The sequence below is a fragment of the Parapedobacter sp. GCM10030251 genome (assembly GCF_042666505.1).
GTDB lineage: Bacteria > Bacteroidota > Bacteroidia > Sphingobacteriales > Sphingobacteriaceae > Parapedobacter.
The window spans coordinates 665,727-688,946 of the sequence record NZ_JBHTDN010000002.1 but is presented as its reverse complement, the minus strand read 5'-3'; the positions used below and the strand labels follow the sequence as shown (position 1 = coordinate 688,946).

At 52.0% G+C, this 23,220-nt stretch carries 13 protein-coding genes; all 13 read left to right on the top strand.

Annotated features, from left to right (window positions below; genetic code table 11):
* Positions 1–6: 6 nt before the first annotated feature.
* Positions 7–1,902, top strand: coding sequence for a RagB/SusD family nutrient uptake outer membrane protein (locus ACFQRK_RS08610; RefSeq protein WP_379005595.1), 1,896 nt, complete (start codon positions 7–9; stop codon positions 1,900–1,902).
* Between the two features lie 11 nt (positions 1,903–1,913).
* Positions 1,914–2,696, top strand: a complete 783-nt coding sequence (locus ACFQRK_RS08605; protein WP_379005593.1) for a DUF3823 domain-containing protein — start codon at positions 1,914–1,916, stop codon at positions 2,694–2,696.
* A 10-nt stretch (positions 2,697–2,706) separates the two neighbouring features.
* Positions 2,707–4,626: a hypothetical protein gene (locus ACFQRK_RS08600; RefSeq protein WP_379005591.1), complete on the top strand. Its 1,920-nt coding sequence runs from the start codon at positions 2,707–2,709 to the stop codon at positions 4,624–4,626.
* Positions 4,627–4,638: 12 nt separating this feature from the next.
* Complete coding sequence (locus ACFQRK_RS08595; protein WP_379005589.1) at positions 4,639–6,384, top strand: hypothetical protein; 1,746 nt, start codon at positions 4,639–4,641, stop codon at positions 6,382–6,384.
* Between the two features lie 80 nt (positions 6,385–6,464).
* Complete coding sequence (locus ACFQRK_RS08590; protein ID WP_379005891.1) at positions 6,465–8,732, top strand: GH92 family glycosyl hydrolase; 2,268 nt, start codon at positions 6,465–6,467, stop codon at positions 8,730–8,732.
* A 12-nt stretch (positions 8,733–8,744) separates the two neighbouring features.
* Positions 8,745–9,947, top strand: coding sequence for a hypothetical protein (locus tag ACFQRK_RS08585; protein WP_379005587.1), 1,203 nt, complete (start codon positions 8,745–8,747; stop codon positions 9,945–9,947).
* Positions 9,948–9,983: 36 nt separating this feature from the next.
* A complete protein-coding gene (locus tag ACFQRK_RS08580) occupies positions 9,984–13,010 on the top strand; it encodes a SusC/RagA family TonB-linked outer membrane protein (RefSeq protein ID WP_379005585.1) in 3,027 nt (1,008 codons plus the stop codon).
* 24 nt (positions 13,011–13,034) lie between these two features.
* A complete protein-coding gene (locus ACFQRK_RS08575; protein ID WP_379005584.1) occupies positions 13,035–14,651 on the top strand; it encodes a RagB/SusD family nutrient uptake outer membrane protein in 1,617 nt (538 codons plus the stop codon).
* Positions 14,652–14,671: 20 nt separating this feature from the next.
* Complete coding sequence (locus ACFQRK_RS08570) at positions 14,672–15,532, top strand: hypothetical protein (RefSeq protein ID WP_379005582.1); 861 nt, start codon at positions 14,672–14,674, stop codon at positions 15,530–15,532.
* A gap of 10 nt (positions 15,533–15,542) precedes the next feature.
* Complete coding sequence (locus tag ACFQRK_RS08565) at positions 15,543–16,859, top strand: hypothetical protein (RefSeq protein ID WP_379005580.1); 1,317 nt, start codon at positions 15,543–15,545, stop codon at positions 16,857–16,859.
* 110 nt (positions 16,860–16,969) lie between these two features.
* Entirely contained in the window at positions 16,970–19,333 is a 2,364-nt protein-coding gene (locus tag ACFQRK_RS08560) for a PSD1 and planctomycete cytochrome C domain-containing protein (RefSeq protein WP_379005889.1), read from the top strand.
* Between the two features lie 20 nt (positions 19,334–19,353).
* The gene (locus tag ACFQRK_RS08555) at positions 19,354–20,832 is read left to right on the top strand and encodes a DUF1501 domain-containing protein (protein WP_379005578.1); all 1,479 of its coding nucleotides are present in this window, start codon (positions 19,354–19,356) and stop codon (positions 20,830–20,832) included.
* A gap of 12 nt (positions 20,833–20,844) precedes the next feature.
* On the top strand, positions 20,845–23,016 hold the full coding sequence (locus ACFQRK_RS08550; protein WP_379005576.1) for a c-type cytochrome domain-containing protein: 2,172 nt from the start codon (positions 20,845–20,847) through the stop codon (positions 23,014–23,016).
* Positions 23,017–23,220: the final 204 nt, after the last annotated feature.

Genomic DNA, 23,220 nt, shown 5'->3' with positions numbered 1-23,220 from the left:
AATAAGATGAAAACGCGTATTCTTAACATACTATTGCTTTTGGCCATCCTTTTTTCGGGCTGCCGGGATGTGCTCGATTTACGCCCACTGGATAAGCTGGATGATAAAACGTTGTTTGCAACGCCCGATGGGGTAAGGGTTTACCTGGCCAACCTGTATGGCCAGCTGCCGATTGAAGATTTTTCGTTCGGGCGCCTGGGATTCAATACGGCGAATGTAAATACCGGGGGCATCGCACCGGCTACGCAGACCGATGACGCGGCAAACTCGGAATTTAGCCACCTATTGGACGGTGGCGGTAATTTCCAGTGGTGGGATCCGGGCTATAAGCTGATCCGCGATATCAATCTGTTGCTGGAGACCATTCCCACGGTATCTTCGCTAAACGACGCCGATAAAGCTACGCTACTAAGTGAAGGGCACTTCCTTCGCGCGTTTACCTACTTTGCGCTGGTGAAGCGCTACGGTGGGGTTCCATTGATTACCAGCGTTCAGCAGTATACACCCGACGTGGAGAGTTTAAAAGTACCGAGAAGTACCGAAAAGGAAACGTGGGATTTCGTGTTGGCGGAATGTGATGCCGCCATTGAGTATCTCCCGGTTTCACGGACTGAAGACAATCGGCGAGCAACGAAATGGGTTGCCTACGCACTGAAATCACGCGCAGCGCTTCACGCGGCATCGCTCGCGAAGTATTGGTCCAAAGCGCCGCTTTCGGGTCCGGCCGTATCCCAAGGGCTTGTCGGATTGGAATCGTCACTGGCGAATCACTACTATGAGATATGCATTGAGGCGTCACGTAAAATCATGGATGAGGGCGGTTTTTCCTTGCACAAACCTACGCCGGCTTCGCCCGAAGAAGCAATGGCCAATTACATGGAACTTTTCCAAAACCCCAATGGTGCCGCCGGTGAGGTTATTTTCGTGAAAGGTTATACCAACCCCGGGTCTTCGGGGCATAGCTACGATTTTTGGTTCAACCCGAACCAAACCTCGGATGGTGCACCGCACCCCGGCCGGATGAATCCCACACTGGATTTCGTCGACCTGTATGAAAGTTATACCGATCCGGGGCAAAGTGCACCGATTGTTACAACCACCGATGGGAACGTCAATGATTACAATGGATTTAACCCCAATAAAACGTACCTACGTTTTGACACGCCGTACGATATCTTCAAGGATAAAGATGCGCGCCTTTGGGCAACCGTCGTGTTGCCCGGTACGGAGTGGAAAGGGAAAACTATTATCATACAGGGAGGCTTTATTCAACCGGATGGAACGCCGAAAATTGAAATGAAGGACACAATTAAGGTCAATGGTATTACCTACCATACGTACGGCGCGGCCGATTGGACCAACTATTCAGGATTTGAAGTCTATTTAGGTAATATGACGCGAACGGGATTCAGCTTTAAAAAGTTCCTGTCGCCCAATCCGGTACCACCGAACCTCACCTACTCGACCACGGACTGGATTGAATTCCGGTACGCGGAAATTCTGTTGAACTATGCTGAAGCCGTGGTAGAGAGCAATTATACCGCCAACAACGCACAGGCAACGGCCAGGGATGCCATCAATGCAATCCGGCGCCGGGCGGGCCATACCGTCGATATCGGCTTGAATTTGGAGAATGTATTGCGCGAACGCAGGGTAGAATTGGCGTTTGAAAATAAACGCTACTGGGATTTAGTCCGTAGGCGTGACTATCACGAGAAGTTCAACAATACCATCCGTAAAGCGTTGGTGCCAGTACTGGATCTCCGCGTAAGCCCCGCTAAATACATCTTTATCCGGAAAAATCTCTCACGCGAAAATCCACTGACCTTCCCGACCAATTTTTACTATGCGCACATACCTGGGGTTGGCGCCAACGGTTTGGTTCAAAATCCACAGTACTAACGATAATTAAAATGAAGACGATACAGCTAAAACCCGCCATCTCAGCACCTATCGCAAAAGACGCTGAAAACGCAGGCTTCACCGAGGTATTACAGACAACTTATTTGCGAGTGAAACGGCTATCGGCCATCCTGGCGTTGGTGGTGCTGGCCAGCGCCTGCGAATTGGATAACTACGATGCGCCCAACGCGCAGCTTTCCGGAACGATCATCGATGCCGAAACCAACGAGTTGGTGGAGCAGGACATCATCCGGGGAACCACCATCAAGATCATTGAACATGGCTATGACCCGGTGCAGCCGCAATACCTGCGTGTGAAGAACGACGGCACATACGCCAACAACCTGCTGTTTGCCAATACCTATACCGTACAGCCGGAGTTGCGGAATTTCGTTCAGGTAGCGGCACAGGACATACAAATAGGAAGCGATACGAAACTGGATTTTCGCGTACAGCCGTATATCCGCGTGAAAGACGCATCGATCGTGAAAGACGGCACCAGGATCGTGGCGACGTTTAAATTACAGCAAACGGTAGCCGAAGTGGTGAGCCGGATTGGCCTGTATGCGCATGCCGAGCCGATTGTGGGAGAGCCTATCCGTAGCGTTGCGGCCGAAGCGCAATTGGGTAGAACGGTGGAAGAAGGCGAAACATTTACGTTGGTGATCGATGCTGCGGAAAACCGGGCGATGTTGAAATCGGGAACTCCTTATTTCTTTCGGATCGGGGCGGTAATCAATGTGCCCGAAGCAAAGTTTAACTATGCTCCTGCGGTTCAACTAACCGTTGACTAATCGACCCGTTATGCGTTTTGTAAGCATATTTGGATACATTATCGGGGCTGTTTTATGCGGTGGTTGGTCGTACGGGCAGCCCCATGTGCCCCCCAATACGATTGCGGTATTCGACTTGGCATATACGCTGGAAGGTGATTGGGGCAATCCCCAAGAGGTAAAACGCTCGTGGGATCATGCCCATACGCTGGCTACGTTGCAGGGATTGGTCAACAGAGACGCTCCCCGGCTGTTTACCTATTTCGTAAAAAACGGGAAGCACGACATCGACCGGTATTGGTGGAACAAATACCGCACGGAAGGGAAATGGCTTGCTGGAAAGGATACGCTGGTCTATCCGGATATTCTTTCCGTGGTTAAGGCATTCAAAAGTGAGATTGACGGTGTCGTGGTGTACGACCCGGCGGTGCCGGCTACCAGCAATGTGGCATCCGCTGTCGCCGGTGCGGATCGGCTGATCGCGGTGCGTTATGATCCCGACGAGGGCAGTCTCTATCACCAGCTGGTAGAAACGGGGCTGCGCTTGCCGGTAAAAGTCTGGCTGGTGAAGAAAAATGGAAAGCCGCTGTTCACCGGTTCTGGAAAGATACCCGGTACGGCACGCGCTTCAAGCGGTTCGGCAAAGAACGATGCCTACCGATGGTTTATCGAGCATTACCTCAAAAAGGGCAAATGCAATACGGCATTCGGCGCTTATTACATCGACCAGCATTGGATGAACGACCCTACGCGGATAAACCGCAACCACCACACGTTGTCTAACCACGATTATTTTGTCAGCAAGAAGGCCTTTTTCTTCGACTTGAGTCCTTGGGCTGACGAGCCCGCCACCGACGATCCATCGCAGCGGCCGGGCACTGACCAGGAAACGCTGAAGGAATTTTTGTTGTTGGCGTATCGGCAGAACGAAAACGGAAACACGTTCACCCACATCGGCGGATTTCCGCCGTGGGCGTTCAAGTATACGAAGCATGCGGGCGGGAAGCATGATGATGTGCCGACGGAGTGGGAATACTCGCGTATCATCAGTGCGTACAACGCGTTTAAGGATGCGGATGCCATCGGTTACGGTGCCCTGGCGAATGCGTCGTTCTGGCAGCACTATCCGTTGAGCGACCGGTATCCCCAGCATCAGGTCACCGATCAGGAATTGGTGGAACGCGGGTACCTCACGCAGGCGGGTGAACTGGTAGAAAATGGAAAGGAATACCTGGTGTTTTACGTGGGCGACTATGATGCGGCTTCTTGGCTGTCGCAGACCACCCCCACATTGTGGGATGATCCCAACCGGGGTAAGGTGCCCTTAATGTGGTGCATCAGTCCGGTGCTCGCGCAGCGCGCCCCCATGGCCATGGAATACCGGTGGCTGTCGGCCACGCCGAACGATTACTTTGCGGCGGCCGATAATGGGGCGGGATACCTGATGCCGGGCATGTTGCAGGCGCCGCGCGATGTGTCGGGGCTGCCCGACGCAACCGAGCAGTGGGCCGCGCACAATGTGCCTTACTATAGGCAATGGGGCCTTTCGATCACGGGATTTGTCATCGATGGGGAAGCGCCCGGATTAAATCGGGCGGGGTTGGATGCGTACGAACGGTTCAGCCCCGACGGCATCGTTCCACAGAAAGTGCCGTTGACATTGTTGCATGGAAAAATGCCGGTACTCCGTTCGGATGAAGACGTCAATCAGGAGGATCCCGCAGTCGCCGCACAGGTCATCGTCAACCGGGTGGACAAGCGCCCGTTGCGCTTTCATTGGTTCCGCAACATCTTGAAATCACCGACCTGGTACGTGCAGGTGGTGGATGAAATCCGCAAACGTAATCCGAATATCGAACTCCTGGATGGGCCTACCTTTTTTGCCCTGTACCGCAAGTACCTGGAGCGTACACCAAACGCGGCCCAAGGGGTATGGACGCAAAACGAATGAAAGGACGCTAGCATGAAAAACCTGACAAATTACCCATCGAAATGCCTGCTGTTGTTGCTGCTCTGCGCAGGGTTGGTTGGTTGTAAGCCGGAAGACAGCCATCGTAAACTCTATACCTATACCCTTAGCGGGGACACGACAGCCGCTGCGTACGATGAAGCGGTGATCGTGGCCTGTATACAGGGTATATTGAATAGGCATGCCACACAGCTCTATGTGCTCTCGGCTGCTCACGAGCGTCCCGCGTATTGGCTGGATACGTTGGCTGCACCGGGCAACTGGCTGGAAGGTAAGGAACGTACCGCAGTGGCTAGCTTAACCGAACTGGTTTCACTGGCCGGTGAGCGGCTAAAAGGAGCCGTGATCTGGGATCCGGAGGTGCCGGCATCCCTGAATGTAGCCACCACATTGGCTGGATTGGAAGACGGAATTGTGATGAGCCCTGAACAAGCAGACCGATATGTGGACAGCTGGAAACTCCCCATCATCAAAGATTTCAGGGGCATGTTTACCGGAAAAGAAACAGGCAGCAAGAAGAACGATGCCTACCGCTGGGCGATCCGGGAGTTCTTGGAAACCGGCCGTTGCGATCCGCATTGGCTATGCTTGTATGAAGATGCCTTTATGACCCGGGAGAAGGGGGATGTCAGCTACGTCGTAACCCGGGATTGGCCGGTGCGTAACCAATCATTTGTCTACGACCTTTCGCCGTGGGGCGATGAAGCGCCGCTGGACGATCCTGATCAGCGGCTGGGGACAGACCTCGAAACGTATCATTTGATGTTGGAAGCGGTGCAGCAACTGACGAAAGGAGAGCAGATGACCGAAGTGGCCGGCTTCTTCTCGTTTCCGAAATACAGCAACATCCCCGGGTATGAAAGCAAGCATGACCCGGTTCCAACGGAATGGGAAACCGTACACCTTATATCGCCTTACAACTGTTACCAGAATACGGTTGCCCACCTGTGCTTCAATCAGTCGCTTCATGCCCAGGCACCGGTCGGCAAGCTGACACAGGGGCGGCCGGAACTGAAAACGCCGGAAGCTGGGAAAACGTACCTCTGTATCCTCATGGCCGACTACGATTCGGCAACACCGCTTTACGATTTTCTCCCTAGGCACTGGAATGACAGTGCCCGCGGTGAAATTCCATTGGCGTGGGGCATCAACCCCAATCTGATTGAAACGTATCCGGACGTCATCCAGCATTTTTACGAAACGAAAAGTCCCAATGATTTTTTTACGGCCGATGCCAGCGCCGCGGGCTATATGAACCCGAACCGGATCGATACCGCCTACCTTCCGCTGTTTATCGATCACAATACGCAGTTTTATAACCGCTTGGACATGTCGCTATCGCCGATGGTGCTGGATTGGGACGAGCCGACCGCGGCGGTTAAAGATGCGTTTACGCAATTTTCACCCGACGGGTTTTCGACGATTGTCATCGACTTTCACAATGCCGGAGGTAAGCTTCCTGAGCCGCACGTATGGAACGGGATGCCTGTGATGGAGCTCATCAATTCGGCATGTAATTTTTCCACGCCCCAACAGACGGCTGAGGCGTTATCCTCGGAAATACCGGCGCCTGGTGGGGACGGCAAGCCGACCTTCCATTTTTTCCGTATTGTGTGGACAAGCCCCAGTCAGGTAATCGCGGCGTTGAATGAACTGCGGGGACGAAGACCGGAGCTCGACATCGAAGTGGTAGATCCATATAATTTTTTTCACCTTTTTAAATCCACCGAACGTAAGTAAGTCACAAAAAACAATAATCTAAAACAACAGACTAATTATAAATCATGAGAATATACGTTGGCATTTGTATCAAGTGCTTCATGGCGCTTTTTGTATCATTTCACCTTACCACTTATGAATCGCTTGCCCTGACCGACCGGAATCCGGTGGACTGGGTCAATCCGCTAATGGGAACCGATTCGAAATTTGAATTGTCAAACGGTAACCAGTATCCGGTTATAGCGCTGCCCTGGGGAATGAATTTCTGGTCGCCCCAGACGGGCAAAATGGGCGATGGATGGCTGTATCAATATTCGGCGGATAAAATCCGGGGCATCAAGCAAACGCACCAGGCCAGCGTGTGGATAGGGGATTACGGCCAGTTTTCCCTGATGCCGGTAACCGGTTCGTTGCGGGTAGACGAGGAAGCGCGTGCCAGCTGGTTTTCGCACAAAGCGGAGGTCGTCAAGCCACACTATTACAGCGTTTACCTGGCCGACCACGACGTAACAGCCGAAGTAGCGCCTACCGAGCGGGCGGCGAAATTCCGTTTTACCTATCCGGAAACGGATAGTGCGTATTTGGTAATCGATGCATTTGACAAGGGATCGTTTATCAAGGTCATTCCCGCGGAACGGAAGGTAATCGGTTACACGACGAAGAATAGTGGTGGCGTTCCGGCGAATTTTAAGAATTATTTCGTCATGACGTTCGATAAGCCATTTACGTACGCGGCAACCTACGATCATACGCAGAAACAATCCGGACTGGAATACACGGGCAATCATGCCATTGGTGTGATCGCGTTCCAAACCAAGCGCGGAGAGCAGGTTCAGGCCAGCGTGGCCTCTTCCTTCATCAGCCACGAACAGGCCGAACGGAACCTCGCCGAGCTGGGCGATGCGGAATTTGACACGGTGAAAGCTAAGGGCGAAGCGATCTGGAATGCTGAATTGGGCCGCATCGCCGTCACGGGCGGAACGGACGATCAACTGCGTACGTTTTATTCGTGCTTGTACCGCGTGCTGCTTTATCCGCGCAAGTTTTATGAATACGATGCCGCTGGCGCGATTGTGCACTACAGCCCGTACAATGGCCAGGTATTGCCCGGATACCTATTCACGGACAATGGATTTTGGGATACGTTCCGGGCGGTGTTCCCATTCTTCAACGTCATGTACCCAACCTTGACGGGCCAGATCATGGAAGGCCTGGTGAACACCTATAAGGAAAGCGGATGGCTTCCCGAATGGGCCAGCCCCGGCCACCGGGAAAGTATGATCGGATCCAATTCGGCTTCCATCATTGCCGAAGCGTACTTGAAGGGAGCCCGGGGTTACGATATCCATACGTTGTATGAAGCCTTACTTAAAAACAGTGAACAGGAAGGACCGTTGACGTCGGTGGGCCGCCGCGGGGTCAAGTACTACAACCAGTTGGGTTACGTGCCGTATGATGTAGGTATCAACGAGAACGCGGCGCGGACACTGGAATACGCATACGACGATTTCGCGATTTATCGGCTTGCGAAGGAACTGGGACGCCCCGCAGCGGAAACCAAACGGTTCGCCAAACGGGCACTTAACTATAAAAATGTGTTCGATCCGGCGACCGGATGGATGCGGGGCAAAAACGAGGATGGGTCTTTTCAGTCGCCATTCAATCCATTCAAATGGGGCGACGCCTTTACCGAAGGCAACAGCTTGCATTACAGTTGGTCGGTCTTTCATGACGTTCAAGGGCTTATCGACCTGATGGGCGGAAAGGCAAAATTCACGGCGAAGCTGGATTCGATTTTTACGCTGCCACCGATATATGATGAAAGCTATTACGGCATCGTTATCCACGAAATCCGCGAAATGCAAATCATGAACATGGGGCAATATGCCCATGGTAACCAACCCATCCAGCACATGACGTACCTGTACAACTATGCCGGACAGCCTTGGAAGACCCAATATTGGGTGAGGGAGGTCATGGATAAGCTTTATCATTCGGGGCCCGATGGCTATTGCGGCGACGAGGACAACGGGCAGACTTCGGCTTGGTACGTGTTTTCGGCATTGGGTTTTTATCCGGTATGCCCGGCGATGGATCAATACGTGATAGGCTCGCCACTGTTCGAGAAGGCCGTAGTGAAGCTCGAAAACGGGAATCAACTGATTATCCGTGCAGCCGAAAATAAGCCTGCCAACCGGTTTATTCATAGCGCCATGCTCAATGGCAAGCCTTATTCAAAAAATTGGCTAAGTCATTCCGATGTGATGAAAGGGGCTACGTTGGAGCTGAACATGACCGACAAGCCCAATACAAACCGGGGTATAGAGGAGGCGGACTTCCCGTTCTCAATGTCCAAACGTGAACCATAAAAACCCGTTGAAATGAAAAAGTTACTGTTTGCTATGTGGTGCGTGACCGTGATCGGTTGCTCGCGCCAAGAGTCGGAACTGGAGGTGAACACAGACCGCCTCGATTTGCCCGGTCGGTCGGAAGCGACGCTTGCCATGCTTCCAAACGGGCCGGTAAAAATCCGATTTCAGGTCACCGGAAAATATGTCGGTATTCTAAATAGCTATAACGGCGCCGAGGCGCTGAAAAATGGCGTCGGGACGCATGAGGTATATGATGTCGTCGATGCAGGAGGAGGCTATGTGGGGCTCCTATCCCGGAAAAATGGTCAGTTCCTTCAAGCTGCTGCCACCGGTAACCATTATGTTTATGCCAATGGCGGAAGTGCCTGTGACAGCGACTGGGAAAAATTCCTGGTGGAAGATGGGATAGGGGGCGGATTCGCTTTCAAATGCAAAGCGAACAACAAATATTTGAACGTAGAAAACATACCTAACATGCCGATCCGCGCCTTTGCCGATGCAATAAATACGTGGGAAACGTTTGAGGTGAAACAGGTAGTGGATATGTGGCAGGCGGTTACCGCTTTCGCGGATAATTTTCCCACGAAGAGCAAATTTCAAGGGGCGGGACCGCTAACCGATTGGATCAAATATACCGACGAAAAGCGAAACGGCACGTATTTGTGGCAATTCGAATTGTTTGGCACGGATAGCCGCTATCCGAATAATGAACATCCGGTATGGAATCCGTATAGCTTAATGTGGATCGGCGAATGGGAGGTGCTGGTATCGTATGGTACGCAACCCAAATATAGCCCAGCAGACAATCCGGCGTCTGCATGGACGATTCCCCGCTGTGTTAGGTATCTGGAGCCGGTGGCTTCGGTATCACCGTCCATTACACGCAACCGATACCTGCTTAACCTGTCAAGTTGCGCGAAAACAAGCGTAGCAACCCCCAATGAATATGGGTCGAACTCGGCGGGTTATGTCCTCGATTTAAGTAACCTGGGTTCGCAGGAAAATATGGGTTCGCGCTGGGTCATCAACTTGCATTACCGAAATGGACCAGAATACTTTATCTATGATCTTGGACCTTCCGTTGGCGTCTTTGCACCCAAATACGGCATTGTCGGCTATGACAATGGACTGGGGGTCTGGGAACATTATACGAACATCCAGAACCGACCCGCCCACGACGATATTTATTGTCTGTCAGGCGTGGGCGATTAAGACAGGCAAAACTATCATACCAAATTATATAGCATTATGAATCGATTTTTATGTGTTTTTTTCTTGTTTCTTCTTTTTCAGGAGCCTACGGCCGACGCACAGGAGCAGCCGGGACTGGTGGGCGTCGCCGGTACGGTTTCTGCCAGTGACGGCAATCCGCTGTCGGGCGTTTCGGTAACTCCGTTGTTAAACCCGAACAACAGGGCAGCTACCGGAGCCGACGGACAATACCGGATCCGGACAACCGGAAATGATACGCTGCTATTTACCTTTGTGGGTTACCGGCCGTTGAAGGTTGCAGTTGCGGGAAGGGAGCAAATTAATGTGGTACTGGAAGGCACAGATACCTTCATGGATGAAGTGGTGGTTGTTGCCTACGGTGAGCAGAAAAAGATCAGCCTTACCGGGGCGATTTCTTCCGTGGCAACGCGCGAGTTGCGACAAAGCCCTGTTGCCAACCTCAGCAATGCCCTGGCTGGTCGGCTGCCGGGCTTGGTGGCTTTTCAACCCAGCGGTGAGCCGGGCAACGACCTGTCCCAATTGTTTATCCGTGGCGTGTCCACTTTCAATAACGCGGCACCGTTGGTTGTGGTGGACGGCGTTTTAGGCCGCGATTTTGCCCAGCTGGATCCGAATGAAGTAGAAAGCATCAGCATTTTGAAAGATGCCTCATCAACGGCGGTGTACGGGGTAAGAGGTGCCAATGGCGTCATATTGGTAACCACACGGCGGGGCAAGTCCGGGAGGCCCCAGATATCCTTTTCATCCGAATTGGGATACCAAAGTCCTATCCGGTTGCCTGAATTCCTGGATTCGTATAATTATGCGCGCTTATACAACGAGGCGCTTAAAAATGATAACCTACCCGAAAAATTCAGTGCGCAGGATCTGGAGTATTACCGTATTGGTGCCGACCCTTATCTCTATCCCAACACCGATTGGTTTGATGAGTTTTTAAAGCCTTTCACCCCGATGAGTAGGGCAAACCTCAATATCAGCGGGGGCGGGGATAAGGTACGCTATTTTGTTTCTGCCAGTGCGCTGACCCAGGACGGCATCTATAACTTTACGAAGTTAAATGAGTATGATTCCAACGCGAAATTCAATCGGTATAACTTCCGTTCCAATATTGACATCGATCTAACCGAGAATTTTACGGTGGGACTGGATTTGGCCGGACGTGTGGAAAACCGTAATTATCCCGGCAGGGACACGTGGTTGATATTTACCATTCTGAACCGCATACCGCCCACGTACCCGATTACCAATGCCGACGGTTCGCTCGCCGGCGACGGCCTCAATCCGGAGAATCCGATGGGGTTGATCGCCTACGGCGGATATCGCGATTATTACGGGAATTTTCTTCAGGGGACCTACCGGATGAGCCACAAGCTGAACTTCATTACCGAGGGGCTCTCTGCACGGGCTGCGTTCGCTTTTGACGGGGCGTTCGATTACAACATCAACGCGAGTCGGGGCTATGCAGTCTATCAGCTTCGGGAAGACGGTGGGTATAATCAGTTTGGCAACGATACCGAATTGGGCATCGGAAAGGGATATGCGTATAACCGGACCGTCAATTTTGAAGCTGCGCTCGATTATAACCGCCGGTTTGGTGATCACCTTGTTTCGGGGCTGTTTCTATATAATCAGAACCGGCGCGTGGAGCATGCGGATGGTTACAATATTCCTTTCTCGTATATCGGTTATGTTGGACGGTTTACCTATTCCTACCAAGACCGGCTGTTTGGAGAAATCAATATGGGGTACAATGGGTCCGAGCAGTTTCCGAAGGGAAGCCGATTTGGGTTTTTCCCCTCAGTGTCTGCGGGCTGGGTGATTTCGGAAGAAAATTTCTTCAACAAGGACGCAGGCCTGGTGAATTTTCTGAAGTTACGGGGATCATATGGCGAAGTGGGGAATGACCGGCTGGGGGCACGGCGATTTCTGTACCAACAGACCTTCCAAGGAGCCGAAGGGTACCGGTTTGGTAACGGCCAGGTGGGTTACGGCGGTATAGCCGAAGGGCCGCTGGCCAATGAAGACATCACCTGGGAACGTGCCAGAAAGCTCAACGCGGGGTTGGAACTGGGATTGTGGGACGACCAGTTATTCCTGACGGCTGACGCCTTCCACGAACGCCGTGATAACATTTTGACCACGCGCGGAACGGTCTCTGCCATTGTGGGCAGATCGGGAGGCGACTTGCCGCCCGTCAATATCGGCGTGGTACAGAACCGGGGGTTGGATATGGAGCTGACGTACCGAAACCCGGCAAGTAAGAAACTGAATTATAGCGTCAGTGGAAACCTGACATTTGCGCGTAATAAGGTGCTGTTCATGGATGAAGAGCGCCGCGAGTTTGATTACCAATATCGGACGGGTCAACGGGTTGGACAGCCTTTCGGTTTGGTGGCCATTGGCTTTTTCGAATCGTACGAAGACATTGCCGACAGCCCGCCCCATACCTTCGTAACCCAGGAGTCTTTGCGACCAGGCGATATCAAATACAAAGATATCAATAGCGATGGCGTTATTGATGCAAACGACGAGGTACCCATCGGATACAACACCGGGATACCGGAACTGATGTTCGGGTTCTCGTCCCGGATATCGTACGGCGGCTTTGATTTCAGTGTGCTGTTTCAGGGTGCATCCAACTCATCCGTCTTTATGGATAATTTCCCGATATGGGAGTTCCGGGGCGGCGGAGCCGGCAAGGTCAACGAATGGCACCTCGGGCGTTGGACACCTGAAACGGCCGCCACTGCTACCTATCCACGTCTGTCCAGTACAGACAACCCGAATAACCACAGGCTATCAACGTTTTGGATGCGTCCGCGTAATTACGTCCGCCTGAAGAACATTGAACTGGGTTATTCATTTGGTGCGTCCGCGTTGAAGGCCCTAAAAATCCAAAAGGTGAGGTTTTACGTTAACGCGCATAACCTTTTCACCTGGGATAAGGCGAAGATCGTTGACCCGGAGGCTCCGGCATGGTCGGGAAACCACAACTATCCCCAACAGCGTGTCCTAAACGGCGGGGTTACACTTGACTTTTAACAGACTTGCAAAATGATGACTATAATGAAGCGATTTTTGAATTTTCTGTTGCTGATCGTGTTGGCAACAGGCTGTGATAAAAGCATACTGGATAGGCAGCCCAATGACCAGATGACCGAGGAAGCTGCCTTTGAAGATCTGCTGGTTGCCGAAAAGTTTTTGAATAACGTATACGCCGAACTGTATGGCGGTCTGTATAACCGGACGCCCAATTACCTGCTGGCTGGAACGACAGACGATGCCGACGCCGCAAATTTAACGACCGGCGGGTACACATTCAACATCGGGTCGCTGAGCCCGACGGGCAATCCCTTGGGGGATTATTGGAGCATTTATTATGCCGCCATCCGGAAAGCAAACATATTCCTGAAGAACATTGATGGCGTACCCGGCGACGCCGCTATGAAACAGCGGATGAAAGGAGAAGCGCTGTTTCTCAAAGCGTTTTTCTACCAACAGTTGTTCAAGTTTTTTGGGCCGTTCATCATTGTGGATCAGGTGCTGACGGTAAACGACGACTTGGCGCTGCCACGTAATTCCATAAGCGAATGCGCCGCCTACATTACAGGCCTCGCGGATCAAGCGGCTGCACTGCTTCCGGTCGAACATGAATCCAGTCAGTTGGGTAGGGCTACGAAAGGCGCCGCCCGTGCGTTGAAAGCCGAAGCGTTGCTGTTCTTTGCAAGTCCGCTGTATAATCCGACCAATGAAATACAACGTTGGGCAGATGCGGCCGCCGCAGCTGAAGATATCCTGACCGATAGCGATTTTGAATACGAGCTTTACGATGATTACCGGAACCTTTTTCTGGTCAACAACAACGCTGAGGTGATATTTGCCTATATGGCGAGTGCGAGCACCAATGCCATGGAAGCAGCCAACGGACCGTCGGGCTACGGCGGATGGAGTGGGACTTCGCCGACGCAAGAACTCGTCGATGCTTATGAAATGGCGAATGGTATCGCTCCCTTACTGGCTGACGGGTCTGTAAATCCGGCTTCGGGCTACGATCCGGCGAAACCGTATGAGAATAGAGACCCGCGGTTCTACGCAAGTATCTTGTATAACGGTGCACCTTGGCAAGGCCGCGCGATCGAATCGTTTGTCGGCGGTGCAGATGGCATTTCCATTGGTACGCACACACGCAGCCAAACGGGTTATTTCCTGAAAAAGTTCTTGGACGAATCGCTTGTCGTGAATAGTTCCCAACGGCGGGCTGCCACCTGGATCTTGTTCCGCTTGGGGACGGTGATGCTGGATTTTGCCGAAAGCCGAAATGAAGCCAGTGGCCCGGATGCCGAAGTGTATGCGGCAGTCAACGCCATCCGGGCACGGGCCGATATGCCCGAATTGCCGGAAGGCCTTAGCCAAGACGAAATGCGGGCGCGCATCCGCCAGGAACGCCGTATAGAGATGGCGTTTGAGGACAACCGGTTTTGGGACGTCCGCCGTTGGAAAATCGGCGTTGAAACGTTCGGGAAGCCAATCCATGGAATGCGTATCACACGGGTAGGTGACGCCCTGAATTACGAGCGTGTGCAGGTCAGGGCGCGCATATTCGATGACCGGAGGCACTTTTTTCCAATCCCGCAATCGGAATTGAACAAGAATCCAAACCTGGAACAGAATGCGGGGTGGTAACCAAACTAAACGAAGTAAACATGAAAACGATTATAAATAAATGGTTGAAAAGCCGCTGCATCGGGTTGTCCGTAGCCGTGTTGGTGTGTGCGGCTTGTAAGGAGACCGAAAAGATGGCTCCTTGTGAATCTGATTTTTTCTATGAGGGCTCGCCGTTCCGGCAGGGTGAGGCGGACGTGCTGTTGCCGAGTTATCATTCCGGGGCCGACATTCCAGGGGTGTTCAGTGCACCGCCGGGACTGGTATTGCGCGATACGTTGACCGGTGAAATCGATTTGGCAGCAAGTGCTCCCGGAGCGTATGCGATCCGAAAGACCATGATTGGGAACCCTTCCTGCGGTAACCGGATCGCGTTGGCCTACTTGTCAATCCTGCCACCCCCAAGCATCGTTAGTCCTGCCGATCAAGCGGATGGCTGGGGATGGGCCGGGAATGGGTTTATTGATAAGGAAGATAAAAAGGAAGGGGCGGCATCCATAAAAACGCGTGAAGAAGGTGGCGGGAATCTGTTGCTCCTGCAACACAATTTACCAACCCCTTTGAATACACGGGTGAGTAAGGAATTGGGTGAGCTGCACCTGTGGTTCTATATTTCAGACCCCTCACAGTTTGATCAGATGGCCGAAATCGGCCAGTTTGAGCTGACGAGTTCCGGCGGGCCGGATAAGAATGAATTTACCTGGCCCATTGTCCTGAACAATATGGGATTAACCGCGGGTTGGAACGAACTGGTGTTTAAATTCAAGGATGCCGCGATCACAGGCGGCGATCCCAATCTGTCGGCAGTAAATTTCTTCCGGGTGTACCTGTTCGCCAAAGGCGGCGCAACGTACCCGATTACCATTGGACTGGATGATCTTAAAATCTTGGCTTCCGAATAATCACGAGAAAATGAAATACATAAATTGGCTGGGAATCGGGGTGACGGCGGTTTTACTGGCTTGCACTGCCAAAACCGATCCCGATCAGGCCGGCAAACCCGATGACAAACCGTCCGACGAAAAGCCGGTAGTCTGGAAAATCGAGAACGGAAAGTTTTACCGGGACGGTGAATGGGTGTTTCTGAAAATCGCGAAACCGCTCCGGAATTTTGCGGATGCGAATGCGGTGCAGCAGCTCATCAATGACCTGGATAAACTGAAGTCCAAGCAATATAACACCATCGAAATCAATTGTTATTGGCATCATTTCGATCACGACGGCGACGGGAACCCCGATGTATCTTTGGAACCTTTAAACCGGTTGATCAATACGATCTATAGCAAAGGGATGATGCCCTGCTTATCGGTAGAAACCTATGCGGTAGGCGGCGGGCAAATGCCTGCCGGGTTTTGGGATCGGTTTCCGGACGCGGATGCCATCAACGATCAGGGGAAGACGGTGACCGATACCGAATATGGGTTTGGGTCGAGGGTGGTGTCGATTTTTCACGATGGATACCGGGACGCAGCGAGAACGTTTATCAAAACGCTGACGGCCGGCGTGGATCACGAGAAAGTGCTTTATTTCGAAACGACCGTGGAACCGCAATACATGGGGACCATAAACCTGTGTTTCAGTACGCATGCCAAACGCGCATACACGGCATGGTTAGCCGAAAACGGAGTTACCGATTCCGGAGCGAGCATGCCTGCAACGTTTCCCATCCCACAGTCGTTCCTGGACAATAGCCATTGGAACAAATTCAGGGCGCAATTTCTGGCCGACTGGGTGAACGGGGATGCTGCGGCATTTCGGGAGATAGCGGGTGAGGACGCCTATATCGCGGTTGATTACCTGGACGCCGAGGAAAGCACGATGGCAAGGAGAATGGGAATCCCCGAGGAGTTTTTGGCGCATTTGCACGCTCCGAATATCATCCAGGTGAACTGGAGCTGGTTTTTTCCAACAAACCAACCGAATCAAAAGGCCTACGATCGGGTACATCACGCTAATCAAGCGTATAACCGCGATTGGGCCATTACTGAACACATGACATTCAATGGAAGCGATTTCAACCATTTCAGTGATGACGAGCTACGGCGGATTTTGCAAAATACGTTAACACAAGGGACACGTTTCGGCTGGGAGTTTGTATCCATCGATAATGCCACGAACGGAAGTTTCAGCTTGTATAATGACGATTGGTCGCCGAAACGCGTGATGGGAATCGTTGATCTCCATTGGGATGAATGGTTGAAGCATATAGGTAATGCCGATGTGCGTTAAGCTTTAATCGATATTCCTTGTATATACAAGTTGAATGAGTATATTTGCAATGAATATAATCCTTAAGGAGCCAATTACCACCTTTAATAAACACTATTGTTGTCGTGATTATGATTCAAGCCAAATTAGCCAGCATAACCTTAGCGCCGTTCCGGAAATGGACAGCGATAGCAGGTATCTGTGGGGCGGTCTTTTTGCTGGCAACCTGTGATGCGACCAACGAAGGGGGCGTGTCTGCATCTCGTATGCCCGAGGTCGTGGATTATAATTTTCATATCCGGCCAATCCTGTCAGACAAGTGCTTTGCCTGCCACGGTCCGGATAACAACACCCGGGAGGCGGGGCTCCGGCTCGATACGGAGGCGGGCGCGTATGGCGCATTAGCCGATAATCCGGAGATGTTCGCGATCGTGCCGGGAAAACCTGAGGCGAGCGAAGTGTACCATCGATTGGTTACTGACGATGCAACATACCGTATGCCCCCGGTTTCGTCAAACCTGTCGCTTACCGATCGGGAAATTAAATTGATCACTCGCTGGATTGAACAGGGGGCGGTGTATAAACCACATTGGGCATTTACACCTCCCGTCAAGCCGAACGTTCCGCAGAACGATGGCGACGGATGGGCGATAAATGAAATCGATCACTTTATTCTTCAACGGATGAAGGGCGCAGGTTTTACCCCGAATCCGGTTGCCGAAAAACATCATTTGCTGCGCCGGGTAAGCCTGGACCTGACGGGGTTGCCACCTTCATCGGCGCAGATCGAGCGTTTTTTGGCCGACGATTCGCCTGATGCCTATGAAAAGTTGGTCGATGAGCTGCTGGCATCCGATGCGTATGGTGAGCGAATGGCTCTGCACTGGCTGGATGTAGCTCGTTATGCAGACTCCTACGGTTATCAGGACGACGACATCCGCACCCAGTGGCCCTGGCGTGATTGGGTGATTCACGCATTTAACGGGAATATGCCTTACGATCGGTTCATTACCTGGCAACTGGCGGGCGACTTGCTGCCCAATGCAACCAAAGAACAGGTATTGGCCACTGCGTTCAACAGGAATCACAAGATTACCGAAGAAGGCGGCGTGATCGAGGAAGAATATCGCGTAGCCTATGCGATCGATAAGACCAATACCTATGCCAAAGGGATTTTGGGTATTACCATGGAGTGCGCGCAGTGCCACGATCATAAGTACGATCCTTTTTCGCAGAAGAATTACTATAGCCTGTTGGCCTTCTTCAATAATACACGGGAAAAAGGGCTGGAGGGACTGGTGAATTCCGGGCCTTCCAAGACGCCGCGGCTGACGATCACCCAGCATGATCTTAATGGGGTACTTAACTTTATCAATAGATGGGATGCGCACGAAGAGGTCTCGGTTTCCGTCATGGGTGAACTTGATACGATACGTCCCACCTATTTACTTGACCGGGGCGTTTATGACGCACCCAAGGAGCGTGTTTTTCCCGGCACACCGGAATCCGTGCTTGCTTTTGACAGTACGCGATTTGCACCCAACCGGCTCGGTTTGGCACAATGGACGTTCAGCGACGGTAATCCGTTGGCGGCACGCGTATTCGTCAATCAGTTATGGGCGCTGTTTTTCGGTAACGGACTCGTGCCGACGATTGCCGATTTCGGCAATCAGGGTACGCTTCCCACACATCCCGAACTGCTCGATTGGCTCGCAGTGGACTTTCGGGAACAGGGTTGGGACATCAAGCGATTGGTTAAACAATTTGTCATGAGCGCTACCTACCGGCAGTCATCCCGGATTACGGATCAACACCGGGAGCAGGATCCGGACAACCGCTACTACGCGCGGGCGTCGCGTATGCGTTTGCCGGCAGAGATGATCCGTGACCAGGTATTGGCGAGCAGCGGCTTGCTCAACCGGACCATCGGTGGCCCGAGCGTCAAGCCTTATCAACCGGAAGGAATATGGGAAATAACCAGCCCGGGCAGGGGAGCGCTGGCCCATTACGTGCAGGACCATGGCGAGTCGTTGTACCGGCGGGGCATCTACGTGTTCTTTAAAGTCACCCTGCCTCCGCCCAGTATGCTTATCTTCGATTCCAGCAATCGGGATATGTGTGAGGTAACCCGCCAGCGTACCAATACACCCTTGCAAGCGTTGGTCATGCTGAATGATCCTACGGTGTTGGAGGGTGCCCGTGTATTTGCGGGAGAATTGCTGGCGACATCCGCCAAGGCATCACCGACTGACTTGATACAGGCTGCCTTCAAACGGATTTTGTGCCGGGATGCGACCGTGGAGGAAGTGGAAGTATTGCAGCAGTATTACGAAGAAGAACAACAACGCTTCCGGAAGATACCCGGTGAAGCCCGGAAATTTCTGCAGGCAGGAGAGGCGCCGCGTAGAGAAGGGATTCCGGAAATTGAACACGCAGCCCTGATGGCCGTGATTCACGCGGTGTATAACCTGGAGGAAGCTACAACACGAATATAGGACGTTAAAAACGCTGATCAATGGAAAGGAAAAAAGCACCATCGCTCGAAACGGAAATTCAGCATGCCAAGCTGTTTCAAAACCGGCGCCAGTTCCTGTCAAGTTTGAGTGTGGGTATCGGCAGTGCGGCCTTGGGTTCACTGCTGATACCCGGATTATTTTCAGGAGGCAAACGCGGGCAGGATGCGCTGGCAAAAGCGATACCTCATTTCGCACCTAAGGCTAAACGTGTAATCTATCTGTTTCAATCCGGTGGTGTTTCGCAATTGGAGTCCTTCGATTACAAGCCGAAGCTCAGGGAGATGCTTGGGCAGGATTTACCTGAATCCGTTCGTGGCGGACAGCGACTTACCGGAATGACGTCCGGCCAGGCGTCGTTTCCCTTGGTGGGGTCCTATTTTGATTTTGCACAATACGGCGAGAGTAGGGCCTGGATTAGCAGCCTGTTCCCTCATACCGCTAAGATTGTGGACGATCTATGTATTGTGAAGTCGATGCATACCGATGCGATTAACCATGATCCCGCCATTACGTTTTTTCAAACGGGCGCGCAGCAGGGTAACCGGCCCAGTATGGGTGCATGGCTGAGCTACGGATTGGGCAGTGAGAATGAAAACTTACCGGCATTTTGTGTATTGATATCAAAGGGAAAAGGCGACAACCAAGGGATTTATTCGAAATTATGGACGAATGGATTTCTCGACTCGGTTCATCAAGGGGTGCAATTTGTGGGCGGTCCTAACCCGGTACTGTATCTGAACAATCCCGAGGGCACCGATAAGGTGAGCCGGCGCAACCTGCTCGATAAGCTAGCGAAATTGAATGCTATGCAGTTTGAAGTGTTTGGCGATGCGGAGATAACGGCCAAGGTGCAGCAATATGAAATGGCCTACCGGATGCAGACGTCAGTGCCGGAAGTGACGGACGTGTCGAAAGAGCCGGACCATATCGTTAAAATGTACGGACCCGAATGCCTCGTACCTGGCACTTATGCGGCAAATTGTTTGCTGGCAAGGAAGTTATCCGAGAGTGGTGTCCGTTTTGTCCAGCTTTATCACCAGGGATGGGACCAACATGGGGGGCTGCCGGGCATGATGGCCTTGCAGGCGAAAGATGTAGACCAGGCGTCTGCCGCCTTGGTGATGGATCTGAAGCAGCGGGGGTTGCTCGATGAAACCTTGGTGATATGGGGCGGCGAATTCGGCCGCACAAACTATTGCCAAGGACACTTGGCCTTTGATAACTACGGGCGCGACCACCATCCGCGCAGTTTCAGCATCTGGATGGCGGGGGGTGGTGTGAAACCGGGCTTGGTATACGGTGAGACGGATGAATTCGGCTATAACATCGTCAAAGATCCGGTCCATGTCCACGACTTCCACGCAACGGTACTGCACCTGTTGGGGCTGGATCACGAACGGCTGACGTATCAGCATCTCGGCAGAAGATACCGGCTTACGGATGTAGCGGGAAATGTCGTGAAAAATATAATTGCTTAGTTTCTGGATGCGATGATGAAGGGGGAGCGTTCCATACCGAACTGGCGGCTGAATGTGCTGATAGGCCTCAATTGCTTTATCCTTTTTTTTCTGCTTTTCGAACATCTTGTTCGTATACCGTCATGGATACAGGTCATCGGCCGGGTACATCCCATGCTGCTGCATTTCCCCATAGTTTTGCTCTTGATTGCCGGTGTATTGGTCAATTTCCGTAGGCGGTTGCAAAAGACATTGCCCCTGAGATCGCTTATCCGGGAAGTATTGTTTATAGCGGCACTGAGTGCCGCGATAACGGTCATTATGGGGCTTTTGCTTGCTCAGGAAGCGGGGTATGAAGGAAGTGAATTGCAATGGCATAAATGGACGGGGATAGCCATTTCGTTTTTATCCGGTGGACTGGCATGCGGTGAGGGACTTCAATATACCCGCTATCGGCCGTTGTTTACCACCTTTACGAACTTGTGTTTGGGCTTTGTATGGGTGGCCGGGCATTACGGGGCTGCTTTGACGCATGGAGAAGGCTTCGTGTTGGCACCCTTGAAGCAAAGCGACGCCAAGAATTTTGACGTGAATACGGCCCGGGTATTTGATGACGCAGTACTGCCGATACTGAAAGCGAAATGCTTGTCCTGTCACAACGCGGGAAAGGCGAAGGGCGGTTTGATGTTGGCTGACTCTACCGTTATCGCGGCGGGCGGTGACAGCGGACCGGTGTTCGTTTCCGGCAATCCAAACGAAAGCCTGCTGATCCAGCGGTTGGTGTTGGATATAGAACACGAACATCACATGCCTCCGAAAGGCAAACCGCAGCTAACTACCCAGGAAATTGCGCTGCTTCAGGCATGGATAGCCAAGGGTGCCCATTTCGACCTTTCCGTAGCTACCCTTGCTGCCGACGATAGCCTGATGCGGGCAATCAGTGCAATCTATGGGGTAGCCGACGACGCACATTTCGATTTTCCACCTGCGGATGCGGAGCAGGTCGAAAGGCTTTCAACCCCTTATCGGGTGGTTCGTGTACTGGCTGATGGATCGCCCGCACTTTCGGTGAGTTTCTACGGAGCCAGCTTGTATACCGATCAATCACTGGTCGAACTGGGGCCTATCGCAGAGCAGGTAGTATCCTTAAATGTCGATGGCATGCCCATCGGTAAAGCAGGATTGGATATGATTGCGAAATTTAAAAACCTTCGTGATATCAACCTGAACGATACGCCTGTCGATGACGCCGGGCTTGCTGGGCTCAACGTATTAGCTCACCTGAAAAGTGTCCGCCTAAGTGGAACGGCTGTAACCGTCGCAGGCGTTAAACAATTACTGATGAACGCTGGTTTGCGGCAGGTATTTATCTGGAATACTGCGGTCAGTGTTGAGGAGGCCTCTCAATTAATTGCGTCGTTTCCCACGAAAATTATCGAAATGGGCTTTATGGACGATGGGAAAACCCCATTATCGTTAACTGCGCCGCAAATCACCCCGACGCGGACGTTCTTCCGCGATGACATGCAGGTAGCGGTAAATCACCCCATCCCGGGAGTGCAGATTCGGTATACGCTGGATGGAAAAGCCCCGGATAGCCTGAACAGTGCCGTGTTTGATAAGCCGATTACGATCCAGGGCAACCAGCAACTGTCTGTGAAAGCGTTTAAAGAGGGATGGTTAGCAAGCCCTACCGTGTCGCGCAACTATGTGAAATCGGCAATAAAGCCGGATCGTGTCACCGTACAGGGGCGGCCTCATTATTTATATCCCGCACGTAGGGAAATCTCTTTTTTTGACCTGGAGAGCGGAGGCAGCAACCACGCAGACGGAAAATGGCAGGGGTATTTACGCTCGCCGTTATCGGCAACCCTGTATTTGGATAAGCCGACAGCAATCGATACGCTTACGTTGAGTGTGATGCAAAACTATACCGGCATTACCTATATGCCTGTTTACGTACCGGAACGCATCGAGATATGGGGCGGAACCGACACAACCGACGCAAAATTGCTGGCCACGGTATCGCCGGTTCCGGGAAAACCCGAACAACTGGACGGACATCGGCTCATCCATTGTCCAATTAATCAGGTGGATTTGCACTACCTGAAATTAATTGCGCAACCGTATCGAAAGATTCCCGAGGGATATCCGGGTGCCGGTATGGAAGCTTGGTTATTTGTCGATGAAATTATTTTGAAATAAATTGCACAACTTGTATATACAAGTTTATTTAATGGCTATATTTGTGTCATGAAACTTGCCAAGCCGTAGGCAACGCAAGCTTCGTCGTCGCTACAAAAAAAGTGTGGATGAACAGGTAGGTTCTATGGGGCAATTAACGAATAAAAATTAACGAATAAACTAGCGAAGCGATGTCATTGATGCCGTTGAAACAAATAATAAATC

What these genes read in the sequence shown, in the direction of transcription:
- ACFQRK_RS08610 (WP_379005595.1), top strand. Translation starts at nt 7, where the DNA reads ATGAAAACGCGTATTCTTAACATACTATTGCTTTTGGCCATCCTTTTT.
- ACFQRK_RS08605 (WP_379005593.1), top strand. Translation starts at nt 1,914, where the DNA reads ATGAAGACGATACAGCTAAAACCCGCCATCTCAGCACCTATCGCAAAA.
- ACFQRK_RS08600 (WP_379005591.1), top strand. Translation starts at nt 2,707, where the DNA reads ATGCGTTTTGTAAGCATATTTGGATACATTATCGGGGCTGTTTTATGC.
- ACFQRK_RS08595 (WP_379005589.1), top strand. Translation starts at nt 4,639, where the DNA reads ATGAAAAACCTGACAAATTACCCATCGAAATGCCTGCTGTTGTTGCTG.
- ACFQRK_RS08590 (WP_379005891.1), top strand. Translation starts at nt 6,465, where the DNA reads ATGGCGCTTTTTGTATCATTTCACCTTACCACTTATGAATCGCTTGCC.
- ACFQRK_RS08585 (WP_379005587.1), top strand. Translation starts at nt 8,745, where the DNA reads ATGAAAAAGTTACTGTTTGCTATGTGGTGCGTGACCGTGATCGGTTGC.
- ACFQRK_RS08580 (WP_379005585.1), top strand. Translation starts at nt 9,984, where the DNA reads ATGAATCGATTTTTATGTGTTTTTTTCTTGTTTCTTCTTTTTCAGGAG.
- ACFQRK_RS08575 (WP_379005584.1), top strand. Translation starts at nt 13,035, where the DNA reads ATGAAGCGATTTTTGAATTTTCTGTTGCTGATCGTGTTGGCAACAGGC.
- ACFQRK_RS08570 (WP_379005582.1), top strand. Translation starts at nt 14,672, where the DNA reads ATGAAAACGATTATAAATAAATGGTTGAAAAGCCGCTGCATCGGGTTG.
- ACFQRK_RS08565 (WP_379005580.1), top strand. Translation starts at nt 15,543, where the DNA reads ATGAAATACATAAATTGGCTGGGAATCGGGGTGACGGCGGTTTTACTG.
- ACFQRK_RS08560 (WP_379005889.1), top strand. Translation starts at nt 16,970, where the DNA reads ATGATTCAAGCCAAATTAGCCAGCATAACCTTAGCGCCGTTCCGGAAA.
- ACFQRK_RS08555 (WP_379005578.1), top strand. Translation starts at nt 19,354, where the DNA reads ATGGAAAGGAAAAAAGCACCATCGCTCGAAACGGAAATTCAGCATGCC.
- ACFQRK_RS08550 (WP_379005576.1), top strand. Translation starts at nt 20,845, where the DNA reads ATGATGAAGGGGGAGCGTTCCATACCGAACTGGCGGCTGAATGTGCTG.